Source organism: Motilimonas sp. 1_MG-2023, assembly GCF_030547455.1.
Lineage (GTDB): Bacteria > Pseudomonadota > Gammaproteobacteria > Enterobacterales > CBDFNC01 > Motilimonas.
Genome location: NZ_JAUOPX010000014.1, coordinates 1 through 16,573 on the forward strand (window position 1 = coordinate 1; position 16,573 = coordinate 16,573).

Annotated in this window: 20 protein-coding genes; 4 read left to right on the forward strand and 16 right to left on the reverse strand. The window is 43.0% G+C overall.

Features of this window, described 5'->3' with window-relative positions; genetic code table 11:
- Positions 1-195: 195 nt before the first annotated feature.
- The 14 genes from Q4519_RS09370 to mioC all read right to left on the reverse strand — a co-directional run bounded on the left by Q4519_RS09370 (position 196) and on the right by mioC (position 12,513).
- Positions 196-624, reverse strand: coding sequence for a F0F1 ATP synthase subunit epsilon (locus Q4519_RS09370; RefSeq protein ID WP_232804153.1), 429 nt, complete (start codon positions 622-624; stop codon positions 196-198).
- A gap of 17 nt (positions 625-641) precedes the next feature.
- Positions 642-2,030, reverse strand: coding sequence for a F0F1 ATP synthase subunit beta (atpD, locus tag Q4519_RS09375; protein WP_232804152.1), 1,389 nt, complete (start codon positions 2,028-2,030; stop codon positions 642-644).
- A gap of 33 nt (positions 2,031-2,063) precedes the next feature.
- Positions 2,064-2,930 (reverse strand): F0F1 ATP synthase subunit gamma, encoded by an 867-nt coding sequence (atpG, locus tag Q4519_RS09380; protein ID WP_232804151.1) that lies wholly within the window; start codon positions 2,928-2,930, stop codon positions 2,064-2,066.
- Between the two features lie 48 nt (positions 2,931-2,978).
- Positions 2,979-4,520, reverse strand: a complete 1,542-nt coding sequence (gene atpA / locus Q4519_RS09385) for a F0F1 ATP synthase subunit alpha (RefSeq protein ID WP_232804150.1) — start codon at positions 4,518-4,520, stop codon at positions 2,979-2,981.
- Positions 4,521-4,532: 12 nt separating this feature from the next.
- Positions 4,533-5,066, reverse strand: coding sequence for a F0F1 ATP synthase subunit delta (gene atpH / locus Q4519_RS09390; RefSeq protein WP_232804149.1), 534 nt, complete (start codon positions 5,064-5,066; stop codon positions 4,533-4,535).
- A gap of 13 nt (positions 5,067-5,079) precedes the next feature.
- Complete coding sequence (atpF, locus tag Q4519_RS09395; RefSeq protein WP_232804148.1) at positions 5,080-5,550, reverse strand: F0F1 ATP synthase subunit B; 471 nt, start codon at positions 5,548-5,550, stop codon at positions 5,080-5,082.
- A gap of 33 nt (positions 5,551-5,583) precedes the next feature.
- Complete coding sequence (gene atpE, locus Q4519_RS09400) at positions 5,584-5,838, reverse strand: F0F1 ATP synthase subunit C (RefSeq protein ID WP_232804147.1); 255 nt, start codon at positions 5,836-5,838, stop codon at positions 5,584-5,586.
- A 51-nt stretch (positions 5,839-5,889) separates the two neighbouring features.
- A complete protein-coding gene (gene atpB, locus Q4519_RS09405; RefSeq protein ID WP_232804146.1) occupies positions 5,890-6,666 on the reverse strand; it encodes a F0F1 ATP synthase subunit A in 777 nt (258 codons plus the stop codon).
- On the reverse strand, positions 6,650-7,060 hold the full coding sequence (locus Q4519_RS09410) for an ATP synthase subunit I (RefSeq protein ID WP_232804145.1): 411 nt from the start codon (positions 7,058-7,060) through the stop codon (positions 6,650-6,652). Before Q4519_RS09410 ends, atpB begins: the two co-directional genes overlap by 17 nt.
- Positions 7,061-7,276: 216 nt before the next feature.
- Complete coding sequence (locus Q4519_RS09415; protein ID WP_232804144.1) at positions 7,277-8,194, reverse strand: ParB/RepB/Spo0J family partition protein; 918 nt, start codon at positions 8,192-8,194, stop codon at positions 7,277-7,279.
- Between the two features lie 9 nt (positions 8,195-8,203).
- Positions 8,204-8,995 (reverse strand): ParA family protein, encoded by a 792-nt coding sequence (locus Q4519_RS09420; RefSeq protein ID WP_232804143.1) that lies wholly within the window; start codon positions 8,993-8,995, stop codon positions 8,204-8,206.
- A gap of 35 nt (positions 8,996-9,030) precedes the next feature.
- Positions 9,031-9,651, reverse strand: a complete 621-nt coding sequence (gene rsmG, locus Q4519_RS09425) for a 16S rRNA (guanine(527)-N(7))-methyltransferase RsmG (protein ID WP_232804142.1) — start codon at positions 9,649-9,651, stop codon at positions 9,031-9,033.
- Between the two features lie 10 nt (positions 9,652-9,661).
- Complete coding sequence (mnmG, locus tag Q4519_RS09430) at positions 9,662-11,551, reverse strand: tRNA uridine-5-carboxymethylaminomethyl(34) synthesis enzyme MnmG (protein WP_303511788.1); 1,890 nt, start codon at positions 11,549-11,551, stop codon at positions 9,662-9,664.
- 509 nt (positions 11,552-12,060) lie between these two features.
- A complete protein-coding gene (mioC, locus tag Q4519_RS09435) occupies positions 12,061-12,513 on the reverse strand; it encodes an FMN-binding protein MioC (RefSeq protein ID WP_303511790.1) in 453 nt (150 codons plus the stop codon).
- A 283-nt stretch (positions 12,514-12,796) separates the two neighbouring features.
- Here mioC and Q4519_RS09440 point away from each other — a divergent pair, with 283 nt between their 5' ends.
- From Q4519_RS09440 to Q4519_RS09455, 4 genes are read left to right on the forward strand one after another with little or no spacing between them, the layout of a single operon-like run.
- Positions 12,797-13,057, forward strand: a complete 261-nt coding sequence (locus Q4519_RS09440) for a DUF2282 domain-containing protein (protein WP_232802136.1) — start codon at positions 12,797-12,799, stop codon at positions 13,055-13,057.
- A complete protein-coding gene (locus Q4519_RS09445) occupies positions 13,057-13,881 on the forward strand; it encodes a DUF692 domain-containing protein (RefSeq protein ID WP_303511792.1) in 825 nt (274 codons plus the stop codon). The genes Q4519_RS09440 and Q4519_RS09445 overlap by 1 nt, the downstream gene beginning before the upstream one ends.
- Positions 13,874-14,650: a DNA-binding domain-containing protein gene (locus tag Q4519_RS09450; RefSeq protein WP_303511793.1), complete on the forward strand. Its 777-nt coding sequence runs from the start codon at positions 13,874-13,876 to the stop codon at positions 14,648-14,650. Before Q4519_RS09445 ends, Q4519_RS09450 begins: the two co-directional genes overlap by 8 nt.
- Positions 14,643-15,092, forward strand: coding sequence for a DoxX family protein (locus Q4519_RS09455; protein WP_232802133.1), 450 nt, complete (start codon positions 14,643-14,645; stop codon positions 15,090-15,092). Before Q4519_RS09450 ends, Q4519_RS09455 begins: the two co-directional genes overlap by 8 nt.
- A 49-nt stretch (positions 15,093-15,141) precedes the next feature.
- On the opposite strand, the gene Q4519_RS09460 is transcribed toward Q4519_RS09455, so the two are convergent.
- Together Q4519_RS09460 and Q4519_RS09465 are read right to left on the reverse strand one after the other, a co-directional pair.
- Complete coding sequence (locus Q4519_RS09460; protein WP_232802132.1) at positions 15,142-15,816, reverse strand: MaoC family dehydratase; 675 nt, start codon at positions 15,814-15,816, stop codon at positions 15,142-15,144.
- Between the two features lie 211 nt (positions 15,817-16,027).
- Positions 16,028-16,510 (reverse strand): methylated-DNA--[protein]-cysteine S-methyltransferase, encoded by a 483-nt coding sequence (locus tag Q4519_RS09465; protein WP_303511796.1) that lies wholly within the window; start codon positions 16,508-16,510, stop codon positions 16,028-16,030.
- Positions 16,511-16,573: the final 63 nt, after the last annotated feature.

Sequence of the window (16,573 nt, forward strand, 5' to 3'; positions counted from 1 at the left end):
CCTTGCGCTGTGCCGTCTCAGTGGTTGCGCATTATAGGGAGATTCGATTCTGGTGCAAGGCTTTTTTTGAAGTTTTTCACACTTTCGTCATAATCGTATAAATATAGAACTATATGACTACTTAACGCTCAAGATTGCGCTTTTTAGACATAAAAAAGGCGACCCTGAGGTCGCCTTTTATTCATTTGCAGAGTATTAACGTCTAACGTGTTTTGTTAGTTCGATAACACGAAGCTTAGCAATCGCTTTTTGTAGCTCAGCTGATGCGCGAGCAAAATCAACATCACCATGTGATGTTTTGATCTTGTCTTCTGCAGCACGTTTCGCTTCTTCTGCTTTTGCTTGATCCAAGTCTTCGCCTCGGATAGCAGTATCAGCCAGAACGGTTACGCCGCCAGGTTGTACCTCAAGGATACCACCGGACACGTAAAACACTTCTTCGTGACCGTGTTGTTTAACCAGACGCACCATACCAGGCTTAATAGGCGTTAATAAAGGCGTATGGCCAGGTAAAATCCCTAGCTCACCTTCCGCACCTGAAACCTGGATAGACTCTACTCGACCGCTGAATATTTGCTTTTCAGCGCTTACGACGTCTAAATGCGTGGTCATTTGATTACTCATAACACTCTCCTGCCTAATTACAGGTTCTTAGCTTTTTCCAGCACAGAATCGATGTCACTTGCGTAAAGGAATGCTTGCTCAGGAACATCATCGTAGTCCCCAGCTAATAGACCTTTAAAGCCACGTAGCGTTTCTTTCAGAGGTACGTAACAACCAGGGTTGCCAGTGAATACTTCTGCTACATGGTACTCTTGCGTTAGGAACTTCTCGATTTTACGTGCACGGGCTACGATTAGCTTATCTTCTTCAGATAGCTCGTCCATACCTAGGATAGCAATGATGTCTTTCAGCTCTTTATAGCGCTGAAGAATACCTTGCACACCACGTGCTGTGTCATAGTGCTCTTGACCAACTACTAGCGGGTCTAGCTGACGAGAAGTAGAGTCTAGTGGATCGATTGCTGGGTATAGACCTAGCGATGCGATGTTACGAGACAATACAACTGTTGCATCCAAGTGAGCAAACGTTGTTGCTGGAGATGGATCCGTTAAGTCATCCGCAGGTACATATACCGCTTGAATAGACGTGATAGAGCCCGTCTTAGTCGAAGTGATACGCTCTTGTAGTACACCCATCTCTTCAGCAAGAGTTGGCTGGTAACCTACCGCAGATGGCATACGACCTAGTAGTGCTGATACTTCCGTACCCGCTAGCGTGTAACGGTAGATGTTATCTACGAAAAGTAGTACGTCACGACCTTCGTCACGGAACTTCTCAGCCATTGTTAGGCCCGTTAGTGCTACACGTAAACGGTTTCCTGGAGGCTCGTTCATCTGGCCGTAAACCATGGCTACTTTATCAAGTACGCCAGATTCTTCCATCTCGTAGTAGAAGTCATTACCCTCACGAGTACGCTCACCTACACCAGCAAATACAGAAAGACCCGAGTGCTCTTTTGCGATGTTGTTGATAAGTTCCATCATGTTAACGGTCTTACCAACACCAGCACCACCAAACAGACCAACTTTACCACCTTTAGCGAATGGACAAATTAGGTCGATAACCTTGATGCCTACTTCGAGTAGCTCAGTGCTGCTTGACTGGTCTTCATAAGAAGGCGCAGCGCGGTGAATTTCATATTTTTCATCTGTCGCAATAGGACCAGCTTCATCGATTGGCTCACCTAATACGTTCATGATGCGACCTAGGGTGGCTGTACCTACAGGAACCGCGATAGGCGCTTCTGTATTTACCACTTCTAGACCACGTTGTAGACCCTCTGAAGAACCCATCGCAATGGCACGAACAACGCCGCCACCAATTTGCTGTTGAACTTCCATCACAAGGCCTTGGTTTTGACTTTCGCTTGTGACTTTCAGTGCGTCGTACACTTTTGGTACGCTGTCTTGTGGAAACTCGATGTCCACAACTGCACCGATAATCTGGACGATTTTACCAGTACTCATGTCAATTCCTCTAAAACCTTCATTAAACCTTGCTTAAACTGCTGCAGCGCCGCCACAAATCTCAGATAGTTCCTGAGTAATGGCTGCTTGACGAGCTTTGTTCGCAACTAGTTGTAGATCATCTATCAGGTTACCAGCGTTGTCGGTTGCAGCTTTCATTGCCACCATACGTGCCGCTTGTTCACAGGCTAGGTTTTCAACCACACCTTGATAAACCTGAGATTCAACAAAACGATTCAGCAACGTGTCTAAAATAGACTTAGGTGCTGGCTCGTAGATGTAATCCCAACTGTGCTTACTTAACTCTTCGTCATCTTCAGCTTTTGGCAAAGGCAGTAACTGATCGATAGTTGGCTTTTGCACCATGGTGTTAACAAACTTGTTATACACCACAAACAAACGGTCAAGCTTACCTTCATTGTACGCATTCAACATTACTTGAACCGAACCAATCAGGTCATTCACTGATGGGCTATCGCCCAAACCGCCTGCTTGTGCTACTACCTTACCGCCATGGCTATTAAAAAATGCAGTTGCTTTATTACCGATAACAGCAATATCCACTTCTGCATTTTTGTCCTGCCAATCTTTCATGCCTTTAAGGGCCTGCTTAAACAAGTTAATGTTTAAACCACCACATAAGCCACGATCAGTAGAAACGATAATGTAGCCAACGCGCTTAGCTTCCCTTTCTTCTAAGTAAGGGTGCTGATATTCCAGCTTACCAAGTGCGATGTGACCGATCACTTTGCGCATTGTTTCGGCATAGGGACGGCTGCTTGACATACGCTCTTGCGCACGTCGCATCTTAGATGCTGCAACCATCTCCATGGCGCCAGTGATCTTTTGAGTGTTTTTAATACTCGCGATCTTGTTACGTATTTCTTTAGCGCCGGCCATTTTGTAACTCCTATATGATTAAATACTGACTGCTAATGCAGTTCAGCTTTACCAGGTTTGAGTTGATTTAAAGCTTTCTAAGATACTTGTTAGCTTAGCTTCAATCTCACCGCTGTAATCACCTGATTCATTAAGAGCTGCAATGAAATCGCCGTGCTCGTTCTTCGCATAAGCTTGTAATGCAGATTCGAAATCTAATACTTTGCTTAGCTCAACGTCGCGTAAGAAACCTTTCTCAGCAGCAAACAATGACAGACCTTGTTCAACAATTGACATCGGTGCGTATTGGTGTTGCTTCATCAACTCGGTTACTTTTTGACCGTGGTCAAGCTGCTTACGCGTCGCTTCATCAAGGTCAGAAGCAAACTGAGCAAAGGCTGCTAGTTCACGGTACTGTGCAAGTGCGGTACGGATACCACCAGATAGCTTTTTAACCAGCTTAGTCTGAGCGCTACCACCTACACGAGATACTGAGATACCTGGATCTACCGCTGGACGAATACCGTTGTTAAACAGTTCAGTCGTTAAGAAGATTTGGCCGTCAGTAATAGAGATTACGTTTGTTGGTACGAACGCAGATACGTCACCCGCTTGAGTTTCAATGATAGGTAACGCAGTCAAAGAACCGGTTTTACCTTTCACTTCACCGTTAGTGAATTTTTCTACATAGTTTTCGTTAACACGAGCAGCACGCTCAAGTAGACGAGAGTGAAGGTAGAATACATCACCTGGGTATGCTTCACGGCCTGGTGGACGCTTAAGCAATAGTGAGATCTGACGGTAAGCAACAGCTTGCTTAGATAGATCATCATATACGATCAACGCGTCTTCACCACGGTCACGGAAGTACTCACCCATGGTACAACCAGAGTAAGGCGCTAGGTATTGTAGTGCAGCTGCTTCAGAAGCAGAGGCAACAACAACGATAGTGTTAGCTAGCGCGCCGTGCTCTTCAAGCTTACGAACCACGTTGGCAATAGTCGACGCTTTCTGGCCGATTGCAACATAGATAGAGTAAATACCTGAATTTTTCTGGTTAATGATCGCATCGATTGCGATAGCGGTTTTACCTGTTTGACGGTCACCGATAATCAGCTCACGCTGACCACGACCCACTGGAATCATCGCATCGATTGCTTTCATACCTGTTTGAACAGGTTGGTCTACCGATTTACGCTCGATTACACCCGGTGCAATCACTTCGATTGGTGAAAAGCCGTCATTTTCAATTGGACCTTTACCATCGATAGGTTGACCTAGGGTGTTAACCACACGACCTAATAGACCTTTACCTACTGGAACCTCAAGGATACGACCAGTAGATTTAACTTTTTGACCTTCGGCTAGATCCTGGTAAGGACCCATTACAACCGCACCAACTGAGTCACGCTCAAGGTTTAATGCAATTGCATAGTTACCGTTAGGTAATTCGATCATTTCACCTTGCATACAGTCAGCAAGACCATTTATACGAAGGATACCGTCACTTACAGATACGATAGTACCTTCATTTCGAGCTTCACTCACAACGTTGAAGTTTTCAATTCGTTGTTTGATCAGATCACTGATTTCTGTGGAATTCAGTTGCATGCTCATTCCCCGTTAGGATTGCAGTGAGTCTGCTAGGCGGTCAATTTTACCGCGAACAGAACCATCAATAACTAAATCACCTGCGGTGATTACTAAACCCGCAATAAGCGACTTATCGACACTACAATTCAGCTTCACTTTGCGTGCGAGACGTTTTTCCAAAGAAGCAATAATATCAGCCTCTTGGCCCTTGGTTAGTTCAGTCGCCGAAACTACAACAGCTTCAACTTCTTGCTTAAACTCAGCCACTAGGCCAAGGTAAAGCTCACTTACCAAAGGTAAAACGCTCAAGCGTCCATTTTCAGCCATCACCTTAATTAGGTTCTGACCGTTCTCATCGAGTTGACCTTCACAGATTGTTAAAAACATCTCAGTCAACTCTGCGCCGGCTCTATCACCTTTTAGCAGCTGAGCTACGCTTTCGTTTTCTGCTACTTGTGCAGCAAAAAACAGCATCTCAGCCCAAGTTTCGGTGTTACCTTTTTCAACGGCAAAATCGAAAGCTGCTTTAGCATAGGGGCGAGCGATTGTAGTCAATTCAGACATAAGCCCCGCTCCCTTAAAGTTCAGCTACAAGTTTGTCAATGATGTCAGCACTTGCCTTAGCATCAACAGAACGCTCGATGATTTTCTCAGCACCCGCAATAGCTAGAACCGCAAGTTGTTTGCGAAGCTCTTCTTTTACACGGTGACGTTCAGCTTCAATTTCAGCTTGGCCTTGCGCGATAATCTTGGCGCGCTCAGCTTCCGCTTCATTTTTAGCTTCATCGATAATTTGGTTTCTACGCTTGCTCGCTGCATCAATTATATCTGCTGCTTGTGCTTTCGCTTCTTTAAGCTGTTCGCCAGCTTTAGCTTGCGCTAGTACAAGATCTTTTTCTGCACGACTTGCGTCGGCTAGACCATCAGCAATTTTCTTCTGACGCTCTTCAATCGCATTCATCAGTGGTGGCCACACGAACTTCATGCAGAACCATACAAATAATGCGAATGAGATCGCTTGGCCTAGTAGGGTAGCGTTAATACTCATAACGACACACCTCCTTAATTAAGGAAACTAATATTAGCCAAGTTGACTTAGGAATGGGTTTGCAAATACGAAGAACAGTGCAACACCCACAGCAATCATAGAGATCGCATCAAGTAGACCAGCAACGATGAACATTTTAGTTTGTAGTGCAGGCGCTAGCTCAGGTTGACGAGCAGAAGCTTCTAGGAACTTACCACCTAAGATTGCGAAGCCGATTGCAGTACCTAGTGCAGCCAGACCGATCATGATTGCAACAGCGATAGCAGTAAAGCCGATTACAGTTTCCATTTTTCTCTCCGTTTGAATAAAACTTTTTTGTAAAAAAATTAATTAAAAAATTTAGTGATCTTCATGAGCCATACTGAGATATACAATCGTCAGCATCATGAAAATAAAGGCCTGTAGTACAATTACTAAAATATGGAAAATAGCCCAAGGTACAGAAAGTACGAATTGGCTCCACCATGGTAGTAATGCAATCAGAATAAAGATCAACTCACCTGCGTACAGGTTACCGAACAAACGAAGCGCTAACGATATAGGCTTCGCAATCAAGGTGACTGATTCCAATACAAAGTTAATTGGAATAAGCGCCCAGTGATTGAAAGGTTGTAGGGTTAATTCTTTCGTAAACCCTTTTATTCCCTTAACCTTAATGCTGTAGTAAACAATCAAGAAGAACACACTTAGGGATAAACCTAGTGTAATGTTCAAGTCAGTTGTCGGTACAATTTTTAGGTAAGGAACACCCATCTGTGCGGCGGCATGAGGTATAAAGTCAACCGGTATTAAGTCCATTGTATTCATCAGGAAAACCCAGACGAATATGGTTAAACCTAGTGGTGCGATAACCGGATTGCGACCATGGAATGATTCTTTCACCACACCGTCTACAAACTCCACTAGCATTTCAATAAAACATTGAAGTTTACCAGGGACACCAACCGTTGCTTTTTGCCCAACCTTGTAGAAAACCCACAAGAACAGAGCACCTAAGCCTACTGAAAACAGGAGTGAGTCAATGTGCCAAGTCCAGAACCCTTCACCCACTGCCAAATTGGTCAGATGGTGTTGGATATAACCGGAAGCTGTTAATGCTTCACCTTGAGCAGCCATTTTTCATCCCGCTGTTATGGTTAAAAAAGAAAGGAATACTCCATTGCGCAACCAACGCCACAGCAAAAGCCAAATAAAGCGAAAAAATATCTAACTCCATCCATGCTAATGCGATGGCCAGCATCACAATAGTTAGTATTAACTTCACCACCTCTCCGAGGTACAAGCTCATGACCACACTTTTTGATTGTCTTGCACCTGCATAAGCAAAAGCGAGCCAAACAAAAACTAGGTTCGGAACAATGTAAATAGCACCGCCGACTAATGCAGATAAACCTGCATGCAGTCCTGATGCCAATCCACAGATAAGTGTTACCGCTAACACCAATAATGCCTGAAAGCCAACATGTTTCAGTGCAGCCTGACGGCTTTGATCCACTAACTTCCCAGACACTCAGTTCTCCCAGCTTAGTTTAATGTTTGTGAATGAATTATTAACACTTGGATAATACAATCATTCAACTGTACAAAAAACGCCACAAATTATACTTGGAAAGTGATTGAATGCAACTCGGGAAAGCATTGATTACAGGGGTTTTGCGGGAATTTGAGATACGCGGGACTTCACAAAAAGCTAATTGCTTTGCAAAAGCCCCGTTTTACACGACTTTCAGCCGTTTTCTGGCATAAATTTACCTAAAATATCGTCCAACTCAGTCACAGATTGATAATCAATAACTAACTTGCCAGAGCCTTTTTTTCCTTGTTTTATAGATACTTGCGAACCTAAAAAGGCCGAAACCTTAGATTCGATAGAAATAAGGGCTGGATCCGCTTCTTTTTTCGGTTTTTCCGAAACTGGAGCTTGTTGTTGCTTAATTAATTTTTCCGTTTCACGAACCGTCAACCCCTTAGCAACAACTTGCTGTGCTATTTCCGATTGTAGTTCACCAGTCAAACCTAAAAGCGCTCGCGCATGCCCCATATCTAAGTCACCATGCTCTAACAAGATTTTAACATCATCATTCAAACTGTTAAGTCTAAGTAAATTTGTTACAGTGGTACGTGACTTACCAACCGCCGTCGCCACTTCTTGATGGGTCAATTCAAACTCTTGCATCAAACGCTGTAATGCCACCGCTTCTTCCATGGCATTTAAATCTTCACGCTGAATATTTTCGATCAACGCAATTGCGACAGCAGCTTCATCGCTAGCATCTTTCACCACACAAGGCACAGATGTAAGACCCACTTGTTTAGCTGCACGCCAGCGACGTTCACCGGCAATGATTTCATATTGCTCATCACCCATTTCACGAACAATGATTGGCTGAATAACCCCTTGCACTCGAATCGAGTTAGCAAGCTCTTCAAGGGCATCGGGTGACATGTCTTTACGTGGCTGATATTTACCCGAATGAAGCGCAGCCACCGGTAAATCGCATAAACGGCCTTGTGTTTCATTGGCTCGCTGCTGTGCATTATCTCGACTAATATCAGCTTGAACTTGAGCATGACGAGCAGCTGTACTGGTTCCTAGTAAAGCATCTAAACCTTTACCTAAGCCGCGTTTTTTAGGAAGTGTCATAACCAGCCTCTAAGCATGAACGAGTTGAGTTTGTTGTTGTTCTTCGCGGCGTAATATCTCACCCGCTAATGCTAAATATGCTTTAGCACCATTTGAACCTTTATCGTAATACATTGCCGGCGCACCAAAACTAGGGGCTTCAGCTAGACGGACATTACGTGGGATCACAGTGCGGTACACTTTTTCACCAAAATGAAGTTTCAGTTGATCCGATACGTCTGACGATAAGCGGTTACGAGGATCGTACATAGTGCGCAAGATACCTTCGATTTTTAAATCGCTATTAATGACGGCAGCCAGCTTGCTAATGGTATCAACTAATGCCGTTAAGCCTTCTAACGCATAATATTCACACTGCATCGGTACTAATACTGAGTTAGCCGCAGATAAAGCATTGACCGTCAACATATTCAATGAAGGTGGACAATCGATAAACACATAATCGTAATTATTCGCTTCGGCTTCAAGCATAGAGCGCAAACGAGTCTCTCTGGCAAAGCAATCCATCAGCCTTATTTCGGCAGCGGTAACATCACCATTGGCAGCAATGAGGTGATAACCGCCAGAAGTTTCCTTCACTACCGCCTCAGAAATCGGTTTTTCATCAATTAATACATCGTAAGCTGTCGCCCCCACATTGTACTTATCAACACCACTACCCATAGTGGCGTTACCTTGAGGATCGAGATCTATAACCAGTATTTTGCGCTTAGTAGCGGCTAGTGAAGCGGCGAGGTTGACACAAGTGGTGGTTTTTCCAACACCGCCTTTTTGGTTGGCAATCGCTATTATTTTTCCCACGATGTTCCCTATAGAACAGCTTGCCGGAGCAGGCGTTACACTTTTTTAATCAAAACCAGATGGCGTTGGCCTTCTAACTCTGGAACGGTTAACTTGTGCGTAGCCACTAATTCAAAACCATCTGGTAAGTTTGCTATTTCCTCATCAGGTAATAGCCCCTTTAAGGCGATAAAAACGCCCTGTTTCGCAGGTAGATGAGGACACCATTTCAACATGTCGTGTAAGGATGCAAACGCACGACTTAAAACCCCATCAAATCCTGCCTCATCATGAAACTCCTCGACACGGCTTTGTACTGGCGTGACATTTTTAATGCCTAGTTCTAACAGCACTTGGCGAATAAAGCGAATTCGTTTACCTAAGCTATCAAGTAAAACAAATTCTTTATCGGGATTCATAATGGCTAAAGGTAGGCCTGGTAAACCAGGTCCGGTACCAACATCGATAAAGCGTTGTCCTTGTAAATAAGGGCTAACCACGATGCTATCAAGAATATGTTTTACTAACATGTCTTCAGGGTTACGCACTGAAGTCAGATTGTACGCCTTGTTCCACTTATGCAGCAAGTTGACCAAGGCAATCAGCTGTGATTTTTGTTGATCGGACACCGATAAATCAGTCTTTTTTATCAAATTGTCCAGTTTTTGTTCTAGCACGAGTAAACCCTTAACCAGCTTTACGTAATAAGCCTAATTTTTTTAAATGAATTAATAAAATAGAAACTGCAGCAGGGGTAATACCAGAAATACGAGAGGCCTTACCGACTGTTTCTGGACGTGCATCTGCTAACTTAGCTTTCACTTCATTAGACAAGCCTGAAATAGTTGAATAATCAAAGTCAGTTGGCAGAGCGGTATGCTCGTTACGTTTTTGACGATTAATTTCTTCTTGCTGGCGCTCGATATAGCCTTGGTATTTAATTTGTATTTCAACTTGCTCGGCGGCTTGTGCGTGCTCAAGTTTAGGCCCTAATGCTTCAATTTCCATTAAAGAATCGTAAGTCAACTCGGGACGACGCAATAACTCTTCTAGTGAGTGCTCACGGGTTAATGGATTTTTTAACTTAGTATTCAATTGGTCAAGATAAGGTGAGCCCATATGCGCCCAAGTTGCTTTTAAGCGTTGTCGCTCTGTCTCAATGAGTTCCAATTTTTCATTAAATGCTTGCCAACGAACATCATCCACTAAACCAAGTTCACGACCTTTGGCGGTTAAACGAATATCAGCGTTATCTTCACGTAGTAGCAAACGATACTCGGCGCGACTAGTAAACATACGATAAGGTTCTTTGGTACCTAAGGTTGAAAGATCGTCAATCAGTACGCCAATGTAAGCTTGATCCCGCTCTGGACTCCAGCCCTCTTTGCCTTGTGCGCTTAATGCTGCGTTCATACCAGCTATCAAACCTTGTGCACCAGCTTCTTCATAACCGGTAGTGCCGTTGATTTGACCCGCAAAGAATAAACCTTGAATAAACTTATTTTCAAAAGTTTGTTTTAAGTCACGTGGATCGAAGTAGTCATACTCAATAGCATATCCAGGGCGTGTGATATGTGCGTTTTCAAAACCTTTCATTGAGCGAACAATTTGAACTTGAACATCAAACGGTAGACTTGTTGATATGCCATTAGGATACAACTCATGAGTGGTTAGTCCTTCCGGCTCAATAAAGATCTGATGGGATGATTTATCCGCAAAGCGCATCACTTTGTCTTCAATTGAAGGGCAGTACCTTGGCCCGATCCCCTCAATCACACCTGAATACATGGGGCTGCGATCTAAATTGTTGCGGATCACTTCATGAGTACGATCATTGGTATGAGTAATAAAACACGGGATCTGAGTCGGGTGATCACGACGAGATCCTAAAAATGAAAATACCGGTGTTGGATTATCACCCGCTTGCACTTGTAACTCAGAGAAATCAACAGTTCTAGCATCAATACGGGGTGGTGTACCTGTTTTTAAGCGATCTATGCGCAGTGGTAATTCACGTAAACGATGAGCCAATGAGATCGATGGTGGATCGCCAGCTCGGCCACCACTGTGATTAACCATACCAATGTGGATTAGGCCATTTAGAAAAGTACCTACGGTTAATACCACAGACTTAGCTCGGATCTTCAGACCCATTTGGGTTACTACACCAACAACACGATCGTTTTCAACAATCAAATCATCACAAGCTTGCTGGAAGATTTTTAAATTTTCTTGGTTTTCTAGTTTGCTACGGACAGCGGCTTTGTACAGCGCTCGGTCTGCTTGTGCTCGTGTGGCACGAACGGCTGGGCCTTTGCTTGAATTAAGGGTTCGAAATTGAATGCCTGCAAGATCCGTGGCTTGCGCCATGATCCCACCTAGTGCATCGATCTCTTTTACCAAATGCCCTTTGCCAATGCCGCCAATTGCTGGATTACATGACATTTGGCCAAGGGTATCAACGTTATGAGTTAACAATAACGTGTTTTGTCCCATTCGAGCAGCAGCAGCAGCGGCTTCTGTACCAGCATGGCCACCACCAACAACGATCACATCAAAATACTCGTGGTAATTCATATATCCTCAAAACAGCATAGATCTAAAAAACAGCCGCGCATTCTAACCCTTAATCGCGCTGGGGAGAAGGATCAAATGATCATTAAAAAAATCCCTTTGGATCTAAATAAATATATATAGATCTTTAAAGATCTTTCTTATTAGATCTTAATATTAGATCTCGCGTGATCCGTGGATAACCCCCTTTATGATCATGAGATCAAGATCTTAACCTTGATCATCTCATGTGGACAGGGTGGGATCTGCCTCCGTATATGCTGAGCTTAACTTGATGGTTTATCCACAGATGGTAATTGATTGTAAACTATATATAGGATAACTAATGGTTAATAAGAGCTTAGATCTATACTTATACACATAAAATAATGTGGAAAAGATCGTCTTGTTGATGATTTTTGTCTGCTGTGAGGAGGGTATTAGGCTGCTTACTTGGCTGTTTGTTGCTTCAAGCTGAATTAAAATATGAGCAAAGCCGGAAAAATTAGCTTGGTTTTGCTCATATTCGCTAGCTACGGATTGATTTTTTCTAACCAACTAGGGATCCATGCTTCAGCGGCATCTTCCGGTATTGGGAATTCCTGAATATCGATCTTTAGGGGGGCTCCCGTTTGTACTGCGCCAAGCTCTTGTAACTGTGAATCCATTTTTAAGCCTGCTTCACAAAAAGTATCGTAGCTTGAGTCACCTAGCGCAATGACGCCGTAACGGAGGCCTCTTAATTGCGGTTTTTGTTCTATTAATTGATGCGCAAAGTTTTGTATTGATTCTGGATAATCGCCTGCGCCATGAGTAGAGGTGACGACTAACCATATTTGTTTTTGATCTATTGGTAGCGAGGTTAGGTCGGCTGGGTTATGGATTTGGTGTGCAAAACCGGCTTCTTCTATATAAGGAATGAGTGCATCAGCTATATATTCAGAAGCGCCCATCGTTGTACCTACAATAAGGTGGATAGTGGTCATCTAGATTCCTTTGCCAGAGATTAGTTATATTGACCATTATATTTAGTCTTAATATTTAAATATATGTTTGACTGATATCCATACCACCCTTCTGCTTGAGCCCTATTTTCTATGGAAGTGACAATAAGGCATAAATAAATATATTTTACATATAAAACAAAGTGTTGAGATTTTATCAATGTTTTTTGAAAGATATATCAGCCTGATCCGGTTCTGTTAATAGAGTATGGCGCACTGTTACTCATTACTATTTTTTACTTAATTCTATTAACAGGGTATCAAAATGAAAAAATCTAATATCGCATTAGCTTCAGCAATTTCAGGTGTGTTAGCACTGGGCGCAACCATGATTAGCTCACCCGCAATGGCGGCAGAAAAAGAGAAATGCTACGGCGTTGCCAAAGCAGGACAAAATGATTGTGCAACTAAGTCTAGCTCTTGTGCTGGTACGTCAAAAGTTGATAACCAAGGTGATGCTTTTATTGCTGTTCCTAAAGGGCTGTGTGAAAAATTAGCGGGTGGAAGCTTAGAGCCTAAAGAATAATGTCTTTGGCCAAATTAACGGGCGGGGTAGGCATTGGCCTACGCCATCCGCACTTTAAATCGATCCTTGAAAGCAAGCCTGATCTTGCGTTTCTAGAAGTTCACAGTGAAAACTATTTTAATCCACATGGTCAAAGTCGTTATTTCCTGGATCAATTGATGCAGCAATACCCCATATCTTGTCATGGTATTGGCCTATCTTTAGGCAGTGCGGATCCCTTAAGTGCTTCACATTTAGCACAATTAAAAGATCTTGTTGATCACTGCCAACCGGTGCTGATTTCTGAACACCTGAGTTGGGGATCCATTAACGGACAGTTCTTTAATGATCTGTTACCCCTACCTTATACACAGGAACTACTCAATCATTTCTCGACTCGTGTTGAGCAAGTTCAGCACGTTTTAGGTCGTCAGATCTTGATTGAAAACCCATCGTCTTATTTGCGATTTAATCAGTCAGTGATGCCCGAGTGGGAATTGTTGAATAGGCTTGTCGATCAAACAGGGTGTGGCTTATTGCTTGATTTAAATAATATTTATGTTAGCTCGATGAATTTAGGCTTTCGTTGCAGTGAATATTTAGCAGAGATTAATACCGCTGCGGTGCAAGAAATTCATCTTGCTGGGTTCACCCGTAAAGTTTTATCTGAAGGTGAGATCTTAATTGATACTCACGGTAGTCGCGTCAGCGATCCGGTTTGGGGTTTGTACCAAAACTACCTTGAAGCAAATCCAGCAGTGGCAACATTAATTGAGTGGGATACTGACATTCCGCCGTTATCTGTGCTGCTTGAAGAGCAACAAAAGGCCCTTGCTTATGGATAAGTCAATGATACTCAGTCAGCTCCAAACTAAATTTGGGGCGGCGTTGCGTTATCAGGCCTCAGATATTGAACAGCATGTTTCGGGTGGCCTATTTTCGGCAGAGCAAGTGATTCAACTTTACCGCAATAACTTTGTCATCTCTTGTTGTGATGCATTACAAGCTAGCTTTCCTGTGACACATAAGCTTGTTGGTGAGGACTTCTTTACCAGTGTGGCGAGGCAATGGGTGTTGTCTAACCCGCCGCAATCAGGAAACATTATCGATTATGGTGAAGGATTTGCCTCTTGGTTAGCGGAATTACCGCAATCAGCGTCATTGCCTTACGTTGCCAGCATTGCGCAATTAGAGTGGGTGATAGAGCAAACCGCGTCGGCTGAAATGGTATTCGAGCCGTTTCCATTTGCCGATTTATCGGCGCTCCCTGCCACACAATATTCATTTATAAGGTTTCACTTAGCACCTCAATTCTCCTTATGTGGGGCATCAGAAGCTATTTATCCCCTTTATCAAATGGCGCAGCAAGACCAATTTGAAGCCATCAACTTAAACATGCCTAGTTACGTTTTATTGCAAAAGCAGCCTGATTTTACAGTTAGCTTGCAGCCATTAGACGAAGCTGATTATCAGTTTCTTTTAGGGTGTACCCAAGGGCTTACCCTAGCAAATATAGCGGAGCAATTGGGAATTGATCCTAGCCATTATGTTCAAACCTACATTGCTCAAGGGGTACTTAACCGATTTAGTTGTCTGGAGAATGAATATGAATAAATTGATCGATACTTATGATAAAGCAGTGTCTGCAATGTTGGCTTATTTTGTGCCTTTGCTTTTATTGTCAACTCGCTTGTGGGTAGCTTGGGTCTTTTTTCGCTCGGGGTTGCTGAAGTTTAATAGTTGGGACAGTACGTTATATTTGTTTGAGTCGGAATATCAGGTGCCGATTATCCCTTGGCTCTGGGCGGCATATTTAGGTACGGCGGCTGAGCTGATCTTGCCAGTATTTCTTGTTTTAGGCTTGTTAACTAGGCCGATGGCGGCAGTGTTATTCGTGTTTAATATTATTGCTGTGGTGTCTTATCCCGTACTGTGGGATGGCGGCTTTTATGACCATCAACTATGGGGATTAATGATTTTAATCAATGTGGTTTGGGGAGCAGGACCCATTGCTGTTGATACGTGGTTACGTAGAAAATGGTGTGATAAGGGCTAAAGGATGAGCAAGCCTGCTCAATGGCAATGAACAGGCTTGTTGTATTGTTTTAGAAGTAGAGTCTAACCACTGACTCAGTAACACAAGCAGGGCGTCTACATCCTTCTATCTCTACTGAAATCTCTTTTACTAGCTCTAAGCCACGCTTAATGGGATTAACCTTGCATAAGCGTGTTCGGGCGCGAATACGGCTACCCACTTTTACGGGGTAAGGAAAACGCACCTGATTCAGGCCGTAATTCACTGTCATTTTCGCCGTAGGATAACGAGGATTATCACTGTCGACACTTTCTGTTAATACAGGTAGTAGAGAGAGTGTTAAAAAGCCATGGGCGATTGTGGATTTAAAAGGCGACTGCTCTTCAGCACGGCTGGGATCTGTGTGGATCCATTGGTAATCTTGCGTCACCTTGGCAAATTCATCGATGGTTTGCTGAGTAATATCAAACCAAGGCCCAACGTGTATTTCCTCACCCAGTTGTTGCGATAAATCTTCAAGCACGGCTTCGGCCTTAGGGTGCAATTCAACTTCTTTTGTCGCAACGCTGTTAGAGTTAGAAATCAGTTGATGTTCTCTTGCCCAGTTAGCTAATTGGTTATTATGAGCTTTATTGAGAAACTCGATCCAATAGTCACGAATAGTGGGCGATAACCAGTCTTTTAGTTCAAACGGGTTTTGTGCCAGAATTTCTTTTTTTTGTTTAAGAAAATCAACCACTTTCATTGTTTTATCCTGTTTAGATTGGTGTGTATTGAGACATAAATAGCTAAATTTAGTATGTTCTTAATTTACTAAAAACGAAACATTAAATCTAAGACCACAACTTAAGCGATAGGTTGCTATTTTTTTGCTATTAATTACTGGCGCAGTGCTGCTAGATAGCAGCAAATAGTCCATTATTATAATACAAAACCGAAGAAAGTATTATTTTGTTTTAGTTTGATGATTCAAGGTGCAATAAAAAGGCTTTTTTTTCAATACCAGCAGAATATCCTGCCAATTTTCCAGATGCCGCAATAACTCGATGGCAAGGGTTACACAATATCAAAGGGTTTTTGCCTATTGCCTGGGCGATAGCACGAACAGCCTTGGGTTTTTTTAGCTGATCGGCCATCCATTTATAAGTTACCGTTTCACCGTAGGGGATGTTTTTCAGCTGCTGCCATACTTGCTGTTGAAATTCACTTCCTTTGGCATGCAGAGGAAGATCGAATTGTCTTAAGGCGAGATTAAAATACGCATTAACTTGTCTGTCTGTTTCTTTAAATAGTGGGGGAGCTGCATCTAACGTTATAAATTGGTATGAGGGGAGGTAGGGTTGTTTCTTTTGATTGCTAAAGTAGAGTCCTGTGAGCTGGTCTGCTTCACTAAAGGCCAACATCTCACCCTGAGGTGTATTGAAACGAGTATAAAACACAGCCTATTCCTCAATCAAAACGACATAATAGCATCTAGTTAAATAGCATTTTAAGTTAAGTAT